Consider the following 19,843-nt stretch of genomic DNA (forward strand, 5'->3'; position numbering starts at 1 on the left):
CGTGCGGAAACCGTCACGCGTCGCACGAGACCCGCGCGTCGGTTCGGATCAATGCGAAGACGGGATGCATGGCCAAGGGTCGAGGCAGGATTGAGCCGAACTTCGATGTGTCCGAAGGGCGCGTGAGGGATCGCGGCGAACTCGATCTGCGCCTGTCCCGGGAGGACCGTCCCGGGTCAGGAGAGCGCGTGGCGAAGCGATCGGGCGGCACGGCGCGGCAGCCGGCCAAGACGGGCGGGCGACCGAAGCGTTCGGGTGGCGCCCGGCGTCGCCGCTCGTGGCTCGGCCGGATCGTCTACGGCACCGTCGTGCTCGGCCTCTGGGCCGTGATCGGGCTGGCCGGGCTCATCGCCTACCACGCGTCCCAGCTGCCTCCGATCGACCAGCTCGCGGTGCCCAAGCGCCCGCCCAACATCGCCATCCTGGCGAGCGACGGCTCGCTGCTGGCCAACCGCGGCGAGACGGGCGGCCGCGTGGTCTCGATCAAGGAGCTGCCGCCCTATCTGCCCCGCGCCTTCGTGGCGATCGAGGATCGGCGCTTCTACCAGCATTTCGGTGTCGACCCGGTCGGCATCCTGCGCGCCATCGGCCAGAACCTAACCCGGCGCGGCGTGGCACAGGGCGGATCGACCCTGACGCAACAGCTCGCCAAGAACCTGTTCCTGACCCAGGAGCGCACCGCCTCGCGCAAGATCCAGGAGGCGATCCTCGCCCTGTGGCTGGAGCACAAATACACCAAGGACGAGATCCTCGAGCTGTATCTGAACCGCGTCTATTTCGGCGCCGGCGCCTACGGCGTCGAGGCCGCGGCGCAGCGGTATTTCGGCAAGCCCGCCAAGGAGGTGAGCCTCGCGCAGGCCGCCATGCTCGGCGGCCTCGTGCAGGCACCCTCGCGGCTCGCCCCGAACCGCAACCTGCCCGCCGCCCAGGCGCGCGCCGCCCAGGTGCTCGCCGCCATGCAGGAGCTCGCCTTCGCGTCGCCGCAGGACGTCAAGGTGGCGCTCGCCCAGCCGGCGAAGCCCGCGAACGCCCGCGGCGGCGGCTCGGCCAACTACGTCGCGGACCTCGTGATGGACGTACTCGACGATTACGTCGGCAAGTTCGACACCGACATCACCGTGCAGACCACCGTCGATACGGGCCTCCAGGCCGCTGCCGAACGCGCACTCACCGACGAGCTCAACGCCAAGGGTGCGCGTTTCAACGTGGGCCAGGGCGCCATGGTCTCGATGCGGCCCGACGGCGCGATCCGCGCGCTGATCGGCGGCCGCGACTACGCTCAGAGCCAGTTCAACCGCGCGACCACCGCGAAGCGGCAGCCCGGCTCGTCGTTCAAGCCTTTCGTCTATCTCACCGCGGTGGAGCACGGGGCGACGCCCGACACCGTGCGGGACGACGCCCCGATCCGCATCGGCAACTGGGCGCCGGAGAACTACTCGCACCGCTACGAGGGTCCGGTGACCCTGCGGACGGCGCTGGCGCAATCACTGAACACCGTCGCGGTGCGTCTCGGTCAGGAAGTCGGCCCGAAGGCGGTGGTGCAGACCGCGCAACGGCTCGGGATCACGTCGCCGCTCCAGGCCAATGGGTCGATTGCCCTCGGCACGTCGGAAGTGACGCTGCTGGAGATGGTCGGAGCCTACGGCGCCTTCGCCAACGGCGGCACAGGCGTGATCCCCTACGTGGTCACCAGCGTGAAGGGTCAGGACGGCAAGGTGCTCTACAAGCGTGCCGACAGCGGGCTCGGTCGGGTCATCAGCGCCGATGCCGACGGCATGATGAACGCGATGATGCACGAGACCTTCGTCAGCGGCACCGCCAAGAAGGCTGATATCCCGGGCTGGGACCTCGCCGGCAAGAGCGGCACCACCCAGGATTACCGCGATGCCTGGTTCATCGGCTTCTCGGGGAGCCTCGTGACCGGGGTCTGGCTCGGCAATGACGACGGCGAGCTGACCAAGAAGGTGACCGGCGGGAATCTGCCGGCCGAGGTCTGGAAGACCTACATGACCCAGGCGCTCAAGGGCCAGAATCCGGTTCCGCTGCCCAACATCAACCGCTGGCGCAGGGCGCCGGAGACGACCGCTTCGGTGGCGAGCGCCGCGCCGGGCTCACCGGCCGGCATACTCGGCCAGATCTTCGGCGAGCCGGAGGCGCCGGCGCCGCGTCCGGCCGCGCCGGCACGCCGGGCTCAGAAGGACGACCGCAACTTCATCGAGAAGCTGTTCGGCATCGGTGACTGAGGAGCGGTCGTCCTTGGGTGCCGGGGCCGAAGCGGGTCTCGGAGAGCGATGAGGCGAACGGAGGCATGCGGGATCCGAGGCCCGCGTGCCAAGAGGGCCGAGCGTGCACGCGCGGTGCGTCTGACAGGCCGCGGTTCGACACGCCGGTTCACCGATCGCTAATCTTTTCGGTCATGTCTTTGTCAATCTTCCTGGGCGAGTATTCGCGTCAATTATAAGTTCAGCGACCGCGACCGCGAGCGCGCGTTCGACTGTAGCCGTGGTGACGCGACGGTCATGATCCTGCGATCGGCTGCTATAGCCCTGCGTGCGCATCTCGCTGATCGGGCCACACGCCTGATCGCCGCGGCCGGCGCGAGCCTGCTCGTCTGTCTGACCTTGCTCGGCGCCTATCTGTGTATCGACCTGCGCGACATCGCTTGGCACGGCGCCCGGCGCAACGGCGCCAACCTGCTGGCGGTGATCGAGGAGGGGGTCGGCCACAGCATCCGGACCTACGATCAGTCGCTGCGTGACGCGGCCCGTCTGGCGAGCCGGCCGGATATCGCCGCCCTGGAGCCCGAACTCAGGCGGTTAGCCCTGTTCAATGTCTCGCCTCTGCAGTCGGGCCTGGGTCCGATCGCCGTCACGGACGTCGACGGCCACATCCGAATGACGAGCGACCCGAACCTGTCGCCTCAACTCAATCTGAGCGATCTGCCCGAGTTTGAGACCCTTCGTTCCGATCCGCAGGCGGGTCTGCTTCTGACGGGTCCGACCCGTTCCCGCATGACGGGGCGCCAGATCATCCGCATGAGCCGTCGAATCGAGACGCCGGAAGGTGCCTTCGCCGGTATCGTGACGGGGTCGATCGTCCTGGTTCACTTCCAGCGGCTGTTCGACCGTCTGCGCTTCGACGACGGTCTCATCATCAACATCTTTCACAGAGACGGGACGCTGCTGATGCGGGCGCCGGAACGCCCGGCGGCGCTCGGCCGGAATATCGGAAGCAGCCCCGGCTACCAGATCTATAGGACGCATCAGCAGGGCGAGTTTCTGGGTCGATCGAGTCTCGACGGAGAGGCGCGGCTCTACGCGTTTTCCAACCTCCACGATCTTCCGCTGATCGTGACGGTGGCCACAAGCGTCGAGAGCATTCGCGCGCTCTGGATCTACAAGGCTGCGATCATCGCTGTCCTGATCCTCTGCCTGAACGTCCTGACCTTCAGCCTGACGATCCTGCTGCATCGGGAGGTCGGACGTCGGGCGCTCGCGGAAGCCTCCACGCAGCAGGCCAACGCCGCGCTCGCCGTCCTGGCGCGGACGGATGGCCTGACGGGTCTTCCGAACCGGCGCAGCTACGACGAGCACGTCGCTGCGGAGTGGACGCGTGCGGTCCGATCCGATGCGCCCCTGGCGCTGATGATCGTGGATGCGGACCACTTCAAGCAGTTCAACGACCGGTTCGGCCATCACCGCGGTGACGAAGTCCTGAAAGTGATCGCCGATTGCCTGCGGCGGACGCATCCGATCGATGGGCTCTGCTTCCGGATCGGGGGTGAGGAGTTCGTGGTGCTTCTGCCGGGGCTCGACGCGGCAGCGGCTTATGACGTGGCCGAACGGGTACGCAGAGCGGTGGTCAACCTGCAGATCGCCCACGCCCCGGAGGTCGGCGGCGTCGCCACCGTCAGCATCGGCGTCGCGAGTGCCGATCCTGGCTCCGGCGGTGCGCCCGATACGCTGTTCATGGCGGCGGATGCGGCGCTGTACGCGGCCAAGAAGGCGGGCCGCAATCGGGTGCGCGCTGCTGCTGCCGAGGAATTGGTCTCGCGCGCGCGGTGTGCCTGAGGCTCGGGGACGGTCAGAGCATCGGCAGCATCCGGGGGCGCGGGCCACGCGGGAAGTGCGCATCGATCATGGCGATCTCGGCCGGCCCAAGATGCAGGTCCGCCGCGCCGGCATTCTCGACCGCCCGGCTGGTGCGGCTCGTTTTCGGGATCGTGAACGTCCCGGGGCTCCGCGTCAGGAAGGCGAGGGCCACGGCGTAGGGCGTCGTCCCGTGCGCGCGTGCAATGCCCTCCAGAACCTGCCCGCCGACGCTTGCGGGATCGGGGAACTCGCCGCTGCCGAAGGGCGAGTAGCCGACCATCGCGACACCGTGGGTCTCGCACCAGGGCAGCACCGCGTGCTCGATCGCCCGCTCGTTCAGATGATACAGGACCTGGTTGCAGGCGATCCGGTCCGGGCCGGCGATGGCGAGCGCCCGATCGAGGTCGTCGACATCGAAGTTGCTCAAGCCCCACGAGAGGATCTTCCCCGCCCGGCGCAGATCCTCAAATCCGGCGATCGTCTCCGCGAGCGGGTGCTGCCCCGGCCAATGCAACAGGTAGCTATCGAGCCGGTCGGTTCTCAGGCGGCGGAGCGAGGCTTCGCAGGCGCGCACGACACCCCGGCGGGTGGCATTGCCGGGCACCACCTTCGAGACAAGGAAGACCTCCTCGCGGCAATCCGCGACCGCCTCGGCGACGATCGCTTCGGCGTCGCCATACATCTCGGCGGTGTCGATATGGGTCATGCCGGCATCGATGCCGGCCCGCAGAGCGCGGACCGCATCCGCGCGATCCGCGCTGTCGATGTGCCACGTGCCCTGGCCGATCACCGAAACCGGGACACGTGTCGCACCGAAGCTTCTGGCGTACATGGCAGCGCTCCCTTCCCTGCCGCGACCTGATTTACGGGACGCGCCTCATGGCTGACGGGCCCCGCTCGGCGTGCAGTATCCCTGCCGCTCATCGTCCGGCACGCCTTACTCGCGCCATCTTGGGGCGTTGAGCAATGGCTGGGTGATGCCCGCGGCGCTAAACTTTAGGCCATGGCCTGAAATCGGGCGACGAGGGTCTGCCGCGTCTGCTGGTCCCGCGTCCGCGCGGAGCGTGGTTCGAGGCGCGGTCCATCGGTAGGCCATGCTGGAGATGCGCCGATGCTGCCGGCCCACCGGATGTTCTGGGCGCTGATCCTTCTGGCCTCCGCGGGCGCCGGACTTCTCTACAACGTCATCTTCGCGGCGGGAGCGTCGCCGCTCGCGGGGTTCACCTACGGGCTCTGCACCGGCGCGACGGTGCTGGCCTTCGATCGTGGCCTGATCCTGGCCGGGCTGCAGGCGCGGATCCGGCGCTTCCCGGCATGGCTCTACGTGCCGGCCGCCGAACTCGCCTATGTGCTGATGATCATGGCGGGCAACGCCATCGGTGGGCTGGTGGTCTGGTCCTTCGCCCTCACGCCCGACGATCTGGCCACCGCGACCCGCATGACGGCGCGCGTCCTCGCCTACGCGCTGGCCGTGTCCGGCCTCCTCGTGTTCGTGATCCGGATGCGCGACCTCATCGGCGGCGAGGTGTTCGTGAACTTCATGATCGGCCGCTACCACAAGCCGGTGGCGGAGGAACGGGTCTTCCTGTTCCTCGACGTGGTCGGGTCGACGGCCTTCGCCGAGGCCCACGGCGATCTGAGAGCGCAGGAATATCTCGGTGCCGTTTTCGCGACCCTGGCCGAGCCGGTGCGGCGCAATGGCGGATCCGTCGACGACTATGTCGGGGATCTCGCCATGGTGACCTGGCCGATGGCCCGGGGGCTCAAGGATGCGCGGTGCGTCACGTGTCTGTTCGACGTGCTCGATCGGATCGAGGCGGATGCCGCGGCCTGGAAAGCCCGGTTCGGGACGGTGCCCCAGCTCCGGGCGGCCCTGCACGGCGGCTCCGTGGTCACGGCCGAAGTGGGCGTCGATCGCCACAAGATCGCCTATTTCGGAGACGCCGTGAACGTGACGTCCCGGATCGAAGCCCTGTGCCGCCCACTGGGCGTCGGTATCCTGATCTCGCAGGATCTTCTCGGGCGGCTTCCGCGCCTGCCGGCGGGCGTGCGGGCGCGCTCACTCGGGGCCCATGCCCTGCGTGGCCGCGGCGCGCCGCTGGCCGTGGCGACTCTGGAGCGGGGCCTCGCCGAGACCGTACCGGTCGAGGACTTGGCCGCACGTCGTGCGGTGGCCGCCCGCTGATGACCCAAGCCGGCGCGAGGCGTTCGACGCTTCTGATCACCGTGAAGATGGCCCTGCGCTTCGGGCTGCCGCTGATCGGGCTGATGGTGTTCGGTCGCGCCATCGTGCTCTCGGTCGGCGGCGACATCGAGCACGGGCAATTCGCCCTCGGAGTCCTGCTGATCCTGGCAGGCTTCGTCTCGAAGCTCGTGCCGCGTTCATGAGCGCGGAAAGAGCGACTCCGCCGATCTACCTCGACGGCGACGCCTGTCCGGTAAAGGACGAGACGTACCGGGTGGCCGCGCGTTACGGCCTGACGGTCCACGTCGTTGCCAACAGCGTGCTGAACCTGCCGCGCGAGCCCTGGATCGTGCGCGTCGTCGTCGGCTCCGAACTCGACGCCGCCGACGACTGGATTGCCGCGCGGGCCGGTCCGGGCAGCATCGTGCTGACCGCCGACGTGCCGCTCGCCGCGCGTTGCGTGAAAGCCGGTGCGACGGTCCTCGCCTTCACCGGCAAGCCGTTCAGCGAGGCCTCGATCGGCATGGCGCTCGCGACCCGGGATCTGATGCAATCCCTGCGCGAGGCGGGCGCTATCACCGGCGGGCCGAAACCGTTCTCGCGCGCCGATCGGTCGGCGTTCCTGTCGGCGCTCGATCAGGCGGTGAACCGGATTCTCCGGCAGCGTCCGACCGGCGGCTGACGGTGGATAACCGTCGGCGATCCTAGGCGCCGGCGACGAGTGCCTTCAGCGCCTCGTTGATGCGGTCCTGCCAGCCCGGCCCATCCTTCTGGAAATGCGCGAGGACGGTGCTGTCGAGGCGGAGGCTGACGACCTCCCGCGCACCCGGGATCGCGGCGGGGGCTGCGGCCGGCCGCGAAACCGGCTGCGGCGGCGGTGCGGACGGCTTCGGTGTCGTGGCGGCCCGGAAGGCGGCTTCGGCCGCCGCGCGGGGATCGGTGAAGCGGCGGCGGTTGCGATCGTCGGCCATCGGCCTCTAATCCTTCGCGGCCGTCTTCTTCGGCGCTGCCTTCTTGGCTCCGCCTTTACCTGCACTCTTGGCGGCCGCCTTGGCTTCCATCTCGGCGGCTTTCGCCTGCGCGTCCGCGGCCTCCCTGGCGAGCCGAAGGGAGCGCAACCGTACCGTCCGCTCGTCGACCGCCTTGATGGCCGCGTGGTGCTCCGCCATGGCCTGGGCACCTTCGCGGGCCATGCGCTCGGCGCGCTCCGCCCGCTCGATGCGGTTCTCCGCACGCGTCTTCGCTTCGGCTTCCGCGTCGCGAATGGCATTCGCCTCGTCGAGGTCGAACTCGGTCTCGTCGCTCATCCTATCCCTTTCGCCCCGGCTCAGTGTTCCCGGCCGCACCTGCTGCGCGAGACGGTGACTGGGCGGGTCCGGCCTGTTCGAGGGGGGAGGGGCAAGGCCGGATTGATCGCTCCCGCGCAGCGTCATCGGACGCGCACAGGAGCGAGGTCACGAAAGCCTTAGCACGCTCGTCGGTCGGATGGCGAATCTGCGAGGCACGTTCGGTACGTCAGCGCACACTATTCGCCGCGCCAGTGGAAGTCCTACGCAGTCCAACGAGCCGGATCACGCTCGCGCAGCGTTGTGCGGGAGAGTTTAGCGCACGCGGAAGTTGAGAGGAATCGACACCGACAGGCTCGACTGGGTCACGCCGGGCGGTGCCGGCGGCAGAGAGCCGCGAACGGCCGAGAGTGCGGCGCTATCGATCTGACCAACCCCGCTGGATCGCGCGAGACCGGCTCCCGTAACCTGGCCTGAGCGCATGACCGTGAACCGGATCACCGCCGTTCCGCCGCTCGTGCCGTTGGCGGCACCCGCATTCATGCGCCCGTGGATCGCCGAACTGATCGCGCCCGTCCATTGGCGCAGCGCGCTCGGATCGTTTCCGGCCGCCGCACGGCCGGCCGCGTTCTGGCGCGATGCCGAGGCCGAGTCGCGGGCTTCGGCGCCCTGCTGAGCCTTGGCTTGACGCGCCTTCGCCTCGCGCGCGGCCTTCGCCTTCGCTTCACGGATCTCCTCGAGCCGCTCCTGCCGGGCCTCCTCGCGCTTCTGCTCGCGGATCTTCTCCTCGCGGATCTTCCGCAGCTTCGCCTCGCGCTCGGCCTTGAGCTTGGCGGGATCGGGCTTCGGCTTGGGCGGCTCCTCGGTCTTGGCGACCTCGGTCGGGGGTGCAGCCAGCGGCTCGGCCGCCTCGGAGGTCGAGGTGATGACCTGGTTCTGGGCTTCCACCGGCTCGGCGGCAGGCGGCGGTTCGACGGCCGGGGCCTCCTCAGGCTTCACTTCCGCCATCTCGGCGGGCGGCGGCGGCTGTACCGCCTCGTCGGGCGGCAGCTCGACCGGCTTCGTCTCCGGTGGCGCGGCCTGGCTCATCTGCTGCTCCGCCGGGGCTTCGGTTGCCGCGTCGGTCATGACCGGTGCCAAGTCGACGGTGATCTGTTGCTCACCGGGAGGGGCAGGCGGCGAGAGCCGGAGGAACATGACCGCGGCCAGCACCAGGGCATGCAGGATCAGGGCGACGAGGAAGGCGGCGACCAGCCCGGACGGGCGGCGCTCGCCGAGACCGGCCGGCAGATCCGTCGACGTAAAGGTGCTCATCGGGTCAGCGGGCAGTCCCTGCGGGCGCGGCCGGGGCCGCGGGGGCCGCTCCGCCCGGCGATTGGGCGATCAGCGACACCTTGGTGAAGCCGGCTTGGCCGACGAGGCCCATGACCTCCATGACCTTGCCGTAGGGGACGTCGCGGTCGCCGCGGACCAGGATGACCTGGTCCTTGTCGGCGGCCGCCATCTCACGCAGGCGCGGCACGATGCTGTCCATCGTGAACACCTCCTTGGCGATCGACGGATTGCCGTCCTTATCGACGGTGACCTCCTGCGGCTTCTTCGACTGCGCCACCTTGGGAGCCGCCGTCTTCGGCAGCTGAACCGGCACCCCGGTGGTCATCAGCGGGGCGGCGACCATGAAGATGATCAGCAGGACGAGCATCACGTCGACCATCGGGGTCACGTTGATGTCGGACATCGGCGCGTCGTCGAGATCGTCGTCGTCGCTCGCGCGAATGGATCCCATCGCCATCGGGGCGTCTCCGGTTCGGTTACGTTCGGCCCGTACGGGCAGGCGCGCGGAGGGGTTACTCGGCGGCGGCGCGGTGGGCGCCGGCGCGGTCGCGCGCGAGGCGGTTCCCGAGCACAGAGATGTAGGATCCGAAGGTGCTCTGGACGCCGCCGATGTCAGCCGACAGCTTGTTGTAGGCCATCACGGCCGGGATCGCGACGACCAGGCCGATCGCGGTCGCGAACAGCGCCTCCGCGATGCCCGGCGCGACCACGGCGAGCGACGTGTCCTGGCTGCGGGCGATCGACGAGAACGAGTTCATGATGCCCCAGACCGTGCCGAACAGACCCACGAACGGCGCCGTCGAGCCTGAGGTCGCCAGCAGCGACAGGCCGGTCCGCAGGCGCTTCACTTCGAGGGTGAGTGCGCCCTTCATGGCCCGCTCGATCCGCTCGCGCCGCTCCGCGCGGGTCTCGGACGAGTCCTGATCGCGCCATGCATCGATCGCGGCCTTCACCACGTGGCCCGCGATGCCCCGGTGGTCGCCGTCCAGGCTCCCACCGGAGCGCACCAGCGTCGCGAAGGCCTTCGCCTGACGCCGGGCGGCGGAAAGGCGGATCACCTTCTCGAACACGACGGTCCAGCAAGCGATCGAGGCGATCACCAGAAGGATCATCACACCCTTCACGATCGGGTCGGCCTGAAGGAACAGGCCGAGGAACGAGAAGTCGTGGGCCGCCTCGATCGGGGCTTGTGTCGGGTCCATCGCGGGCTCCTGGCGTTCTGATCTCACGCGGTCTCGTGCCGCATCCGTCGCATTGTGCGGCGAAAGCCGCTCGCCGCCCGGCGGCGCGCGCTGCAGGGCGGTTTGGTCTCGTCGTCCCTCAAGCCGCCCGCATCAGCGGTCGAAGGGGAGGCCGGCCTTGGTCTCTGTCTCGGTTCGTTCGAGGCAAGCTTCGCGGGCGGAATCGCCGCCGTCGCAAGCCAGAACGTCGTTGAGGAGGATCCGGCCGACCTTGTTGCAGGCGATGCCGGGGAAATCGAAGATCTTCACGGTGGTCTTGCGGGGTGGAAGCGGTCCGAGTTCAACGGCCACACGCTTTTGCGCGACGCCTTCCGTGTCGAAGGCGAAGAGGTCGACCTTGTAGGACTTCAGGGCGGTGCCTTTGGTGTTGTCGATCACCATGGTGATCCGGCAGGCCTCACCGGCCGTCTCGACCTTGTTGAGCTGAAGCTTGAGCGGCGCCGCCTTCTCGGACGCGTCCTGTGCGAGCGCCGAGACGACGAGGAGCGCCGAGAGCGCGAAGCAGGCGGCCGTGTCGAGGGCGATGCGCCCGATACGGCGACGGTACAGGGGAATGCTCAAGGCAAGCACCGAACGGATTTCCTCTTCCTCTTCAGCCCAGCCACGCGGCACGCCGCCCGACCGGTGTCCTTCAACGAGAAGCAGCTCAATGCAGGACCACGCCGCCTGGCCGGGCTGCCGGCGCGAGGCGCTCGGCCGCCGCATCCAGCGGTCCGACCGCCGCACGGACCGCTGCGACGAGGCGCGGCGCGGTCTCACGCCCGGTGATCGCCGCCGCTGCCTCCTCGAGATCCGCCCAGAGCCGCTGTCGTCCCCGGTTGATCAGGTTCACCAACGCGCATTCATGCCCGGTCACCCGGCAGCAGCTCGCCGGCATGAACGACCAATCGTCATCCCGCTCCGCCCGCAGCGCACGGATGATCGCCACCACGCAGGCGACGAACCGGCAGCCCTCCGCGGGGCCGAGCAGCTGCTCGGCCCCGTCGAAGGCGGCATTCCAGCAGGCCACATCGCTGGTCATGTAGCCGGCGGCCACGAAGCGGGCCACCGACAACGCCAGGATGTCGGCCTCATCGCCGCACACGTCCGCGACGCGCCGCATCACCGCATGATCCGCCGGGGTCGAGGGCGCGCTCATGGGCTTCGATGCCTCGCGTGGCAGGGCGTTGCAGGAGATCCGTGTACGACGGACGGTGATCAGCCGCGGCAGTATCCATCAGCGCCGCTGGGATCAAGGCCTGGCGAGAAAATCAGAGTAGTTCCAAACTGTTACCGGAAAGCGTGGCCGTTTCGGATATTGCCTAAGCTTCCCAATTAGATGTGCCTAAATCTCCTAGTTGCTGCCATTCCGGCCGCTTGACCGACAAAAGGTCGGCCTCCCTTGATGGCTCGCAAGGCCTCGGCCATATCTCTGCCTTGCCGAGGCGTCCTGCCCGGCGGAGCGCTGCCCCGTGCGGGCTCCCTATCGCCGAGGTGCTCAACGTTCCCCGGGGCGCGGCAAGTCCCGGAGTGCGGAGGCCTCGCTCTCTGGATGACGGCCGCGATGACCCGATCCTCGCCCTTCGGGCACCCGTTCCTGCTCGGCTTCGACGAGATCGAGCAGGCGCTCGACCGGGTTTCCAAGGCCGCCAACGATGGCTATCCGCCCTACAATATCGAGCGTCTGCCCCGCACGGAGAGCGAGCCCGAGCGCCTGCGCATCACGCTGGCCGTGGCCGGGTTCACCCGGGAGCAGCTCGACGTGATGCTGGAGGAGAGCCAGCTGGTGGTTCGCGGTCGGCAGGTGGACGAGCGCGAGCGCCATTTCCTCCATCGCGGCATCGCGGCGCGCCAGTTCCAGCGGGCCTTTCTCCTGGCCGACGGCATGGAGGTTCTGGGGGCAGACCTTGCCAACGGCCTTTTGTCCATCGACCTCGTACGTCCGGAGCCCGACCGCATCGTGCGGAAGATCGATATCGGCTCCCGCGGCTGAGACAGATCGACCGTCCGATTGATTGGCCGGCGACAATCCCCACATCAGGCCTGAGCCGCCGGTGCCTCTCGGACCGACGGTGGACGCTCTGCCACCCAGGAGGGCATTGATGACTGACCTGAACCCGTCGCCCCTGACCCCCGCCGATCTCGACCCGGCCGATTTCCAGCCGGCCGATCTCGCCGCGCTGGGCGAGGGGCACATCGCCTACGTTCGGCCGATCCGGTCCGACGAGGTGCGTCGCTTCTTCCCCCAGGCCCCGGAACTGACACCCGGCCTGGATCTGTTCGCCCTTCTCTCGGCGAGCGGCGCGCCGATCATGCTCGCCGACTCGCGGGATGTCGTGCTGGCCAACGCCTTCGCGCACGACCTGCAGCCTGTCAGCCTCCACTGACCCGCGTGCAGACCCGATGAGGGTCCGGATCAGCCGATTTCGGCCACCGCCGCGATGAGCCGCGCAATGTCCTGCGGCCGCGATAGGCGGTGGTCGCCGTCGGCGATCAGCGTGGCAACCGTGCCTTCTGCCGGCAGCCGCCCCAGGATCTTGAGGGCGTGCGTATAGGGCACATCGGTGTCGCGCATGCCCTGGAGGATATGGATCGGGCAGGCGGGATCGAGCGGCCGATCGAGCAGGCAGTTCCGGCGGCCATCCTCGATGAGATTCAGGGTGATGGGGTCCGGTTCCGGCGCGTAATCGCTGGGCCGCCGCAGGACGCCATCCCGAACCAGCATCATGCGGGCGGCTTCGCTCAGGCGATCCCAGATCAGATCCTCGGTGAAGTCCAAGGCGGGTGCGATCAGCACCATCCCGGCCGTCTTCGCGCCCTGTGCCGCGCGTTCGCGCGCCGCGAGGCAGGCGATCCAGCCGCCCATCGACGAGCCGACCAGGATCGGCGGCGCATCGACATAGGCCGCGAGCACAGCCTGCGCGTCCTTGAGCCACGACGAGATGGTGCAATCCGCGAAGGTGCCGCTCGAGGCTCCGTGGGCGGCATAGTCGAATCGAACCAGCTTGCGCCCGGCCTGATTTGACCATTCATCGAGGGCTGTCGCCTTCGTGGCGGTCATGTCCGAACGAAAACCGCCGAGCCAGACGACCGGCGGCCCCGCGCCGTCGCGCACGCGGACCGCGATGCGGCGCATGGCGCTGCCGGTACCGACGGTGATGAATGCGGGGTCGGTTTCGGTCATCGTATTCTCCGATAACTCCGTCTGGGAGCGGACGAAGTCCTTCCTTGACCGAGTCGGTTTCAATCTCCGTTTACCGGACCGTAAAGCGCGGCGTTGATGCTGGAGCAATGGCAGCGAGCATTTGGCAGATACCGGCCGGGGGCATGCGCGTCCTCGCCGAGGGACCGCGAATGGGCGACGAGGGCCGGGGTCTGTCGGGCTTTCCGACGGAGGTCGGCGTCCTCGCCGGAGCGCGGATCCTGCAGATCATCCCGGAACTGGACGCCGGCGGCGCGGAGCGGACGACCGTCGACGTCGCGGCTGCCCTGGCGGCCGTCGGCGCGCGCGCCCTGGTCGCTACTGAGGGCGGCCGGCTGATCGGAGAGCTGCAGGCGAAGGGTGGGCACTGGCACCAGTTCCCCGCGGCGTCGAAGAACCCGATTGGGATGGCCGTGAACGTGCTGCGGCTCATGGCGCTCTGCCGCCGGGAGCGGGTACAGATCATCCATGCCCGCTCGCGGGCTCCGGCCTGGGTCGCGCTGGGTGCGGCGCGTCGCCTTGGGCTGCCCTTCGTCACCACCTATCACGGCAGCTATTCCGGCCGGACCGGTGTTAAGGTGCTGTACAATTCCGTCATGGCCCGCGGCGATGCCGTGATCGCCAATTCGCATTACACGGCGGCGCTGATCAACCAACTCCACGCCGAGCAGGCCGGCGATCGCGTCCGGGTCATCCATCGCGGAACGGACCTGGCCACCTTCAACCCGGTGGCCGTCGGGACGGCCCGCGTCGAGGCGCTGCGCCGCGCCTGGAACGTAGCACCGCACGAGCGGGTGATCCTCTTGGCGGCCCGGTTGACCGCCTGGAAGGGGCATCGCGTCCTGATCGAGGCGGTTGCGCAGATGCGCGACCGCGGCGTCCCGGACATCGCCGTCGTGCTGGCCGGCGACCCGCAGGGCCGCGCCGCCTACGAGCGCGAGCTCGATGCGCTGATCGCGGCCCGAAATCTGGGCGGTCTCGTCCGCAGGGTCGGCCATTGCACCGACATGCCGGCGGCCTACCGGGCCGCCTCGGTGGTCGCCGTCCCGTCCGTCGAGCCCGAAGCCTTCGGGCGCTCCGCCGTCGAGGCGCAGGCGCTCGGGGCGCCGGTGGTCGTCTCGGATCTCGGAGCCGTCCCGGAAACGGTTCTGGCCCCGCCGGACGTACCCGCCGGCCAGCGCACCGGCTGGCGCGTACCCCCCGGAGATGCCGCTGCGCTGGCGGCGGCGCTCACGGAAGTCCTGTCGCTCGGCGCAAGCGCCCGTGATGCGCTGGCGCGCAGGAGCCGCGCGCATGTCGAGGCCAACTTTTCTCTCGAACGGATGGCTGGCGACACGCTCGCGGTCTACGCGGAGCTGCTCGGGCGCGGCCGGTAAGCGGTGCGTCGGCTTGTGCGCGAAATCGCGACGCGCGGGGACCGATAAGTCGGACCGCCGAGCGAAATCTCCGATCTTGGAGAGCGTCTGTTACCGCCACGCCGTCACTCCCGGCACTGATCTGAGAGTACACGAAGGCGAGCGCCTCGAACGTCCGCGACGCCCCACCGGCGGTCACCGGTCGTGACGTCACAGCCGGTTATTATTGCGCGCTGTCATGGTAGGCCGTTGACTCTGGCCGCGCTTCCCCCAACGTAGTATGTCCGGACGAGACCGGAACGGCTGGCGGTCAGGAGATTCTCTCGGGGGTCGTCTGGTCCGCCGTTTCGTCGTTGCAGCAGGAGACCTAAGCCATTCGTAGACCGATGAGAGCCATGCCGGCCCCGCAGAAGGACGGGCCGCGCGCCAACCGCGACATTCGCGGGGTGCGGGAAGTGCAGCTGATTGACGATACCGGGCAGAACCGCGGCGTCGTCCCCTTCTTCGACGCCCTCAATCTGGCTGAGGAAGTCGGCCTGGATCTCGTGGAGATTGCGCCGAACTCCGTGCCGCCCGTCTGCAAGCTGCTCGATTACGGGCGCTTCCGCTTCAACGAGCAGAAGAAGCAGAACGAGGCGCGCAAGCGGCAGAAGACGGTCGAGGTCAAGGAGATCAAGCTCCGCCCCGGCATCGACAAGCACGATTACGACACCAAGATGAAGTCGGTGCACCGCTTCTTCGAGGAGGGCGACAAGGTCAAGGTGACCCTGCGCTTCCGCGGTCGTGAGATGGCTCACCAGGATATCGGTCTGCGCCTCCTGGAGCGCGTGAAGCACGAGACGGCCGAGATCGCCAAGGTCGAGAGCGAGCCGATGCTCGAAGGCCGGCAGATGATCATGATTCTCGCGCCGCGCTGAGCGGCACGAATCCAGGAACTTGAGATCCACGCCGCCTCTTCACCGGGGCGGCGTTGTCTTTTTCAGCGCTTCCGATCGGCGGCGCCGCGGATTATGGGCAGCCTATGGCCCTCGCTTCCGATGAGATCGAACGCTACGCCCGCCACCTCGTCCTCGCCGAGGTCGGCGGTCCCGGTCAGGCCCGGATCAAGGCCGCGCGGATCCTGGTCATCGGGGCAGGCGGGCTCGGCGCGCCGCTGATCCAGTACCTCGCTGCGGCCGGAATCGGCACGATCGGCCTCGTCGACGACGACACGGTCTCGCTCTCCAATCTACAGCGGCAGGTGATCCACGGCACCCCGGATCTCAACCGGCCGAAGGTCGAGAGCGCGGCCGACGCGGTGGCGCGCCTCAACCCGCACGTGACGGTCGTCCCGCATCCGTTCCGGATCAATGCGGACAACGCCGTCGATCTGATCGCCGGGTACGACCTCGTGGCGGACGGGTCCGACAATTTCGCTACGCGCTACGCGGTCTCGGACGCCTGCTTCCGGGCGCGACGCCCGCTGGTCACGGCGGCGCTGGGCCGCTTCGACGGCACGCTGACCACAATTCGGGCGCACGAGACCGGGCCGGACGGTGCTCCGAACCCGACCTACCGCTGCCTCTTCCCGAACCCGCCGCCGGCCGGAAGCGTGCCCGCTTGCGCGGAGGCCGGCGTGCTGGGCGCGCTCGCGGGTGTCATGGGCTCACTGATGGCCATGGAGGTGCTGCGCGCCGTGGCGGGCTTCGGCGAGCCCCTCGTCGGGCGCCTCCTGATGGTCGACGCCCGCGCCATGCGGTTCGAGACGCTAAGCTATAGTTGGGATCCCGAGAACCCGCTTAGCGGAACGGCCGCGTCAGCGGCCTAGCGGCTCCGGCGGCATCCAGGGCCCCTCCGCCTCCACCTTGCCGAGGCAGCATTTCTTGAACTTCTTGCCCGAGCCGCAGGGGCACGGATCGTTGCGGCCGACATCCTTGAACGGGTTGCGCTGCGGCTCGCCTGCGCCTTCCTCGGTCCAGTCGAGGGCTTCGACCGGATCGTCGAGGTAGCCGTACTGGTAGGGACCGAGCCGGTCCCGGTCGTCCGGCTTGGTCTCCGCCTTGCGCAGGGCCTCCTTGAACCAGTCGGCGTCGCTGACCTCGTCGGTCAGCCGTCCGTCGGCGCGGGCCGCCGCCGCGCGGGGCGCGAGGTCCCGGAAGCCGAGATGCGCGATCGTCTCTTCCCAGCCGACCCAGGCGGGACCGTCCTCCACGGCGGCCTGCGCATCGTCGAACCGGACCAGCAGGTCGTGCATCGCGGCTCGGTCGATCCGCCCCTCCAGCGTCAGGAAGGTGCAGGCGCACATCAGCGCCATACGCGCGTGATCGTCCACCGTGCTGTCCAGGATCAGCCGGAACAGCGGCTGCGGATCACCGTCGAACAGGCTCGCCACGACCTTGGCGAGGGTCGCCGTGACGGCATCGCCGAGCACGGCGTCCAGGGTCTCCTCGTCGTGCCGGAGCAGCCTGAGGAGCGGCGCCAGGGCGCGCGTGTCCCGGGCGTGGGCCATGACGTGCAAGCCCCAGAACAGGAGGTTCGTCTCCTCCGGAGCCAGCTCGCGCCCGTCGGCGGCCGCCTCCAGAAGCGGCAGCGTCGCCTCCGCGACGGCGGCCGGATGGTTGAGGGCCTCCCGCAACGCCGCCTTCGGCCGGTATTCGGCCGCCGCGAGGTCGGCGATGAGCAGGGCAATCCGGTCCATGGCGATGCATCAGGCCCGGAGGGTCGCGCCCGTCCGGCGGGTGACCTCGGCGACGATCTTGGCGCTCACCGCCTCGATTTCCGCGTCAGTCAGGGTCCGCTCGGAGGGCTGGAGGCGCACCGCGATCGCCACCGATTTGGCGCCGTCCGGCACGCCCGGCCCCTCGTAGAGGTCGAAAACGTCAACGCCCGTCACGAGCTTGCGCTCGGCGTTCTGGGCGGCCTTGACGATGTCGCCCGCCGGCACGTCGCGGCCGACCACGAAGGCGAAGTCGCGCGACAGCGGCTGGAACTCCGACAGTGCCAGCGCGGCCTTGGCCTTGGTGGGCTTGAGCTTGGGCAGGGGCAGGGCGTCGAGGACGATCTCGAAGGCCACGAGGGTCCCCTTCAGGTCGAGGGCTTGCAGCGTCCGCGGATGCACCTCGCCGAACCAGCCGATCTCGGTCTTCGGGCCGAAGCGCAGCGTGCCCGAGCGGCCGGGATGCAGCCAGGACGGGCCGCCCGCCGTGATCTGGACGCCGCCCGTCGGCACGCCGAGGCTGCCGAGCAGGGCGAGGGCATCCGCCTTAGCGTCGAAGGCGTCGACGGTCGCGGCTTTGCCGTCCCAGTGCCGCCCGGCGCCGGCCAGGGTCGCGCCGCCGCGGCGGACCGCCGCCGCGCGGATGGTCTGGCCCTCCGGCTCGTCCGAGGCGAAGCACTGGCCGACTTCGAACAGGGCGGCGTCCGGGTAGCCGCGGTCGGCGTTGCGCTGGGCCGCGCGCAGGAGGCCCGGCACCAGGCTCGGCCGCATGTCGGACAGCTCCGAGGCGATCGGGTTGGCCAACACGAGATCCGCCCCACCGCCGCCGAACAGGACGGCGTCGTCGTGCGGCACGAACGACCACGTGACCGCCTCCATGAGGCCGCGGCTCGCCAGGGCGCGCTTGGCCAGGCGGGTCCGCTTCTGCATCACGGTGAGCAGCGGGCGGCCGATTCCGGCGAGCGGCGGGAGGGGCTTGGCCTCGATCCGGTCGAGCCCGGCGATGCGGACGACCTCCTCGACGAGGTCGGCCTTGCCCTCGACATCGGGCCGCCAGGACGGGGGCAGCACCGTCACCCGGTCCCCGGTGCCGGAGATGTGGAAGCCCAGCGTCTCGAGGATCTGCTGCATCTCGGCGCGCGGCACGTCCAGGCCGGCGAGGCGGCGGACCTCGGTCCAGGGGAAGTCGATGTTGCGCTCGGATTTGGCCGCTTCGCCGGCGATCCGCGCCTCGGTCGGCGTGCCGCCGCAGAGATCGACCACGAGCCGAGTCGCGAGGTCGAGGCCCGGGAGCGTGAAGGCCGGATCGACGCCTCGCTCGAAGCGGTAGCGCGCGTCGGTGATGATGCCGAGGCGGCGGCCCGACTGGGCGATGTTGGTCGGGTCCCACAGAGCCGATTCGATCAGCACGTCCGTGGTGCCGGCGTCGCAGCCGGACGCCTCGCCGCCCATGATGCCGGCGATGGATTCGACGCCGTTCGCGTCGGCGATCACCACCGTATCGTCGGTGAGCGCATGGGTCCGGCCGTCGAGGGCGCGCAGGCTCTCGCCGTCGCGTGCCCGCCGCACGGTCAGCGTGCCGGCGACCTTGGCGGCGTCGAAGACGTGCAACGGCCGGCCGCGATCGAAGGTGACGTAGTTGGTGATGTCGACGAGACTGTTGATTGGGCGCAGGCCGATGGCGCGCAGGCGTGCCTGCATCCAGGCCGGCGACGGGCCGTTCTTGACGCCGCGCACCAGGCGCAGGGCGAAGAGTGGGGCGAGGTGCCGGTCGGCCGGCGCGAAGTCCAGCTCGACCTCGACTGGGCAGGGACCCTCACCGCGCACGCCCGGCAGCGTCGCCCGCTTGAGCGTGCCGAGGCCGGCGGCCGCGAGGTCGCGGGCGATGCCGTGGACCGAGGTGCAGTCCGGCCGGTTCGGCGTCAGGTTGATCTCGACGACCGGATCGTCGAGTCCGGCATAGAGGGCGTAGGCCTGGCCGACCGGCGCGTCGGTCGGGAGCTCCAGGATGCCGTCATGGTCGTCGCCGAGCCCGAGCTCGGCGCCCGAGCACAGCATGCCGAGACTCTCGACGCCGCGGATCGTGCCCACCGACAGGGTGATGTTCTTGCCCGGGACGTAGGTGCCGGGCGGCGCGAAGACCGAGACGAGGTCGGCCCGGGCGTTCGGGGCGCCGCAGACCACCTGCACGGGCGCGCCCGCGCCGGTGTCGACCGTGCAGACCCGGAGACGGTCGGCGTTCGGGTGCTGCTCGGCCGTGAGAATCCGGGCGATCACGTAGGGCTTGAGCGCGGCGGCCCTGTCCTCGACGCCCTCCACCTCCAGGCCGATCCGCGTGAGCGTCTCGGCAACGGTGTCGAGGGAGGCCTCGGTGTCGAGGTGGTCCTTGAGCCAGGAGAGGGTGAATTTCATGATGGACCTTCGAGAGCCCGGTATCGGCTCGACCGTCGGAGGAACAGAATCGCGGTGACGCC

At 69.3% G+C, this 19,843-nt stretch carries 21 protein-coding genes; 10 read left to right on the forward strand and 11 right to left on the reverse strand.

Features of this window, described 5'->3' with window-relative positions; translation table 11 throughout:
* The first annotated feature begins 68 nt into the window (after positions 1-68).
* A complete protein-coding gene (locus AC3WSN_RS29460) occupies positions 69-2,243 on the forward strand; it encodes a transglycosylase domain-containing protein (RefSeq protein WP_492542791.1) in 2,175 nt (724 codons plus the stop codon).
* A 276-nt stretch (positions 2,244-2,519) separates the two neighbouring features.
* A complete protein-coding gene (locus AC3WSN_RS29465) occupies positions 2,520-4,070 on the forward strand; it encodes a GGDEF domain-containing protein (RefSeq protein ID WP_492542793.1) in 1,551 nt (516 codons plus the stop codon).
* A gap of 13 nt (positions 4,071-4,083) precedes the next feature.
* Here AC3WSN_RS29465 and AC3WSN_RS29470 read toward each other — a convergent pair whose 3' ends face one another.
* The gene (locus AC3WSN_RS29470; protein WP_492542795.1) at positions 4,084-4,923 is read right to left on the reverse strand and encodes an aldo/keto reductase; all 840 of its coding nucleotides are present in this window, start codon (positions 4,921-4,923) and stop codon (positions 4,084-4,086) included.
* A gap of 279 nt (positions 4,924-5,202) precedes the next feature.
* Between AC3WSN_RS29470 and AC3WSN_RS29475 the strand changes: the two genes are divergently transcribed.
* Genes AC3WSN_RS29475 through AC3WSN_RS29485 form a run of 3 tightly spaced genes read left to right on the forward strand, consistent with a single transcriptional unit; the run spans position 5,203 to position 6,958 of the window.
* Positions 5,203-6,276 carry an adenylate/guanylate cyclase domain-containing protein gene (locus tag AC3WSN_RS29475; RefSeq protein ID WP_192706718.1) on the forward strand — a complete coding sequence of 358 codons (1,074 nt, stop codon included), beginning with the start codon at positions 5,203-5,205 and terminating at the stop codon, positions 6,274-6,276.
* Positions 6,276-6,479, forward strand: coding sequence for a hypothetical protein (locus AC3WSN_RS29480; protein ID WP_192706719.1), 204 nt, complete (start codon positions 6,276-6,278; stop codon positions 6,477-6,479). Before AC3WSN_RS29475 ends, AC3WSN_RS29480 begins: the two co-directional genes overlap by 1 nt.
* Entirely contained in the window at positions 6,476-6,958 is a 483-nt protein-coding gene (locus AC3WSN_RS29485; protein WP_192706720.1) for a YaiI/YqxD family protein, read from the forward strand. The genes AC3WSN_RS29480 and AC3WSN_RS29485 overlap by 4 nt, the downstream gene beginning before the upstream one ends.
* Before the next feature lie 22 nt (positions 6,959-6,980).
* Here AC3WSN_RS29485 and AC3WSN_RS29490 read toward each other — a convergent pair whose 3' ends face one another.
* The 7 genes from AC3WSN_RS29490 to AC3WSN_RS29520 all read right to left on the reverse strand — a co-directional run bounded on the left by AC3WSN_RS29490 (position 6,981) and on the right by AC3WSN_RS29520 (position 11,276).
* The gene (locus AC3WSN_RS29490; protein ID WP_192706721.1) at positions 6,981-7,247 is read right to left on the reverse strand and encodes a BrnA antitoxin family protein; all 267 of its coding nucleotides are present in this window, start codon (positions 7,245-7,247) and stop codon (positions 6,981-6,983) included.
* 6 nt (positions 7,248-7,253) lie between these two features.
* Positions 7,254-7,583 carry a hypothetical protein gene (locus AC3WSN_RS29495; RefSeq protein WP_192706722.1) on the reverse strand — a complete coding sequence of 110 codons (330 nt, stop codon included), beginning with the start codon at positions 7,581-7,583 and terminating at the stop codon, positions 7,254-7,256.
* 294 nt (positions 7,584-7,877) lie between these two features.
* On the reverse strand, positions 7,878-8,876 hold the full coding sequence (gene tolA, locus AC3WSN_RS29500) for a cell envelope integrity protein TolA (protein WP_492542799.1): 999 nt from the start codon (positions 8,874-8,876) through the stop codon (positions 7,878-7,880).
* 4 nt (positions 8,877-8,880) lie between these two features.
* Positions 8,881-9,354: an ExbD/TolR family protein gene (locus AC3WSN_RS29505; protein ID WP_192706724.1), complete on the reverse strand. Its 474-nt coding sequence runs from the start codon at positions 9,352-9,354 to the stop codon at positions 8,881-8,883.
* 55 nt (positions 9,355-9,409) lie between these two features.
* Positions 9,410-10,099 carry a MotA/TolQ/ExbB proton channel family protein gene (locus AC3WSN_RS29510; protein ID WP_192706725.1) on the reverse strand — a complete coding sequence of 230 codons (690 nt, stop codon included), beginning with the start codon at positions 10,097-10,099 and terminating at the stop codon, positions 9,410-9,412.
* Positions 10,100-10,231: 132 nt separating this feature from the next.
* A complete protein-coding gene (locus AC3WSN_RS29515; RefSeq protein WP_492542802.1) occupies positions 10,232-10,708 on the reverse strand; it encodes a Tat pathway signal protein in 477 nt (158 codons plus the stop codon).
* 76 nt (positions 10,709-10,784) lie between these two features.
* Positions 10,785-11,276, reverse strand: a complete 492-nt coding sequence (locus AC3WSN_RS29520) for a hypothetical protein (RefSeq protein ID WP_238194346.1) — start codon at positions 11,274-11,276, stop codon at positions 10,785-10,787.
* Positions 11,277-11,681: 405 nt separating this feature from the next.
* On the opposite strand from AC3WSN_RS29520, the gene AC3WSN_RS29525 reads away from it, so the two are divergent.
* Positions 11,682-12,110, forward strand: a complete 429-nt coding sequence (locus AC3WSN_RS29525; RefSeq protein WP_192706728.1) for an Hsp20 family protein — start codon at positions 11,682-11,684, stop codon at positions 12,108-12,110.
* Between the two features lie 109 nt (positions 12,111-12,219).
* The gene (locus AC3WSN_RS29530) at positions 12,220-12,504 is read left to right on the forward strand and encodes a BQ00720 family protein (RefSeq protein ID WP_192706729.1); all 285 of its coding nucleotides are present in this window, start codon (positions 12,220-12,222) and stop codon (positions 12,502-12,504) included.
* 29 nt (positions 12,505-12,533) lie between these two features.
* On the opposite strand, the gene AC3WSN_RS29535 is transcribed toward AC3WSN_RS29530, so the two are convergent.
* Positions 12,534-13,301 carry an alpha/beta hydrolase gene (locus tag AC3WSN_RS29535; RefSeq protein WP_492543322.1) on the reverse strand — a complete coding sequence of 256 codons (768 nt, stop codon included), beginning with the start codon at positions 13,299-13,301 and terminating at the stop codon, positions 12,534-12,536.
* Positions 13,302-13,444: 143 nt separating this feature from the next.
* Here AC3WSN_RS29535 and AC3WSN_RS29540 point away from each other — a divergent pair, with 143 nt between their 5' ends.
* The 3 genes from AC3WSN_RS29540 to AC3WSN_RS29550 all read left to right on the forward strand — a co-directional run bounded on the left by AC3WSN_RS29540 (position 13,445) and on the right by AC3WSN_RS29550 (position 16,481).
* A complete protein-coding gene (locus AC3WSN_RS29540) occupies positions 13,445-14,695 on the forward strand; it encodes a glycosyltransferase family 4 protein (RefSeq protein WP_492542805.1) in 1,251 nt (416 codons plus the stop codon).
* Between the two features lie 374 nt (positions 14,696-15,069).
* Complete coding sequence (gene infC / locus AC3WSN_RS29545; protein ID WP_238194347.1) at positions 15,070-15,591, forward strand: translation initiation factor IF-3; 522 nt, start codon at positions 15,070-15,072, stop codon at positions 15,589-15,591.
* Between the two features lie 104 nt (positions 15,592-15,695).
* Positions 15,696-16,481, forward strand: coding sequence for a HesA/MoeB/ThiF family protein (locus AC3WSN_RS29550; RefSeq protein ID WP_492542807.1), 786 nt, complete (start codon positions 15,696-15,698; stop codon positions 16,479-16,481).
* Here the strand turns inward: AC3WSN_RS29550 and AC3WSN_RS29555 are convergent.
* A complete protein-coding gene (locus AC3WSN_RS29555; RefSeq protein WP_492542809.1) occupies positions 16,470-17,351 on the reverse strand; it encodes a DUF1186 domain-containing protein in 882 nt (293 codons plus the stop codon). The two genes, AC3WSN_RS29550 and AC3WSN_RS29555, sit on opposite strands and share 12 nt — an antisense overlap.
* A 9-nt stretch (positions 17,352-17,360) precedes the next feature.
* Positions 17,361-19,781, reverse strand: coding sequence for a phenylalanine--tRNA ligase subunit beta (gene pheT, locus AC3WSN_RS29560; protein WP_492542811.1), 2,421 nt, complete (start codon positions 19,779-19,781; stop codon positions 17,361-17,363).
* Positions 19,782-19,843 lie beyond the last annotated feature (62 nt).

The organism is Methylobacterium sp. FW102-HT35C08, assembly GCF_058790235.1.

Bases quoted from the DNA above. Each gene is read 5' to 3' on its own strand.
- AC3WSN_RS29495 (WP_192706722.1), bottom strand. From the start codon at position 7,583: ATGAGCGACGAGACCGAGTTCGACCTCGACGAGGCGAATGCCATTCGC.
- infC (WP_238194347.1), top strand. From the start codon at position 15,070: ATGCCGGCCCCGCAGAAGGACGGGCCGCGCGCCAACCGCGACATTCGC.
- AC3WSN_RS29485 (WP_192706720.1), top strand. From the start codon at position 6,476: ATGAGCGCGGAAAGAGCGACTCCGCCGATCTACCTCGACGGCGACGCC.
- AC3WSN_RS29535 (WP_492543322.1), bottom strand. From the start codon at position 13,301: ATGACCGAAACCGACCCCGCATTCATCACCGTCGGTACCGGCAGCGCC.
- AC3WSN_RS29490 (WP_192706721.1), bottom strand. From the start codon at position 7,247: ATGGCCGACGATCGCAACCGCCGCCGCTTCACCGATCCCCGCGCGGCG.
- AC3WSN_RS29480 (WP_192706719.1), top strand. From the start codon at position 6,276: ATGACCCAAGCCGGCGCGAGGCGTTCGACGCTTCTGATCACCGTGAAG.
- AC3WSN_RS29530 (WP_192706729.1), top strand. From the start codon at position 12,220: ATGACTGACCTGAACCCGTCGCCCCTGACCCCCGCCGATCTCGACCCG.
- AC3WSN_RS29465 (WP_492542793.1), top strand. From the start codon at position 2,520: ATGATCCTGCGATCGGCTGCTATAGCCCTGCGTGCGCATCTCGCTGAT.
- AC3WSN_RS29540 (WP_492542805.1), top strand. From the start codon at position 13,445: ATGCGCGTCCTCGCCGAGGGACCGCGAATGGGCGACGAGGGCCGGGGT.
- tolA (WP_492542799.1), bottom strand. From the start codon at position 8,876: ATGAGCACCTTTACGTCGACGGATCTGCCGGCCGGTCTCGGCGAGCGC.
- AC3WSN_RS29505 (WP_192706724.1), bottom strand. From the start codon at position 9,354: ATGGCGATGGGATCCATTCGCGCGAGCGACGACGACGATCTCGACGAC.
- AC3WSN_RS29475 (WP_192706718.1), top strand. From the start codon at position 5,203: ATGCTGCCGGCCCACCGGATGTTCTGGGCGCTGATCCTTCTGGCCTCC.
- AC3WSN_RS29510 (WP_192706725.1), bottom strand. From the start codon at position 10,099: ATGGACCCGACACAAGCCCCGATCGAGGCGGCCCACGACTTCTCGTTC.
- AC3WSN_RS29525 (WP_192706728.1), top strand. From the start codon at position 11,682: ATGACCCGATCCTCGCCCTTCGGGCACCCGTTCCTGCTCGGCTTCGAC.
- AC3WSN_RS29470 (WP_492542795.1), bottom strand. From the start codon at position 4,923: ATGTACGCCAGAAGCTTCGGTGCGACACGTGTCCCGGTTTCGGTGATC.
- AC3WSN_RS29460 (WP_492542791.1), top strand. From the start codon at position 69: ATGGCCAAGGGTCGAGGCAGGATTGAGCCGAACTTCGATGTGTCCGAA.
- AC3WSN_RS29555 (WP_492542809.1), bottom strand. From the start codon at position 17,351: ATGGACCGGATTGCCCTGCTCATCGCCGACCTCGCGGCGGCCGAATAC.
- pheT (WP_492542811.1), bottom strand. From the start codon at position 19,781: ATGAAATTCACCCTCTCCTGGCTCAAGGACCACCTCGACACCGAGGCC.
- AC3WSN_RS29520 (WP_238194346.1), bottom strand. From the start codon at position 11,276: ATGAGCGCGCCCTCGACCCCGGCGGATCATGCGGTGATGCGGCGCGTC.
- AC3WSN_RS29550 (WP_492542807.1), top strand. From the start codon at position 15,696: ATGGCCCTCGCTTCCGATGAGATCGAACGCTACGCCCGCCACCTCGTC.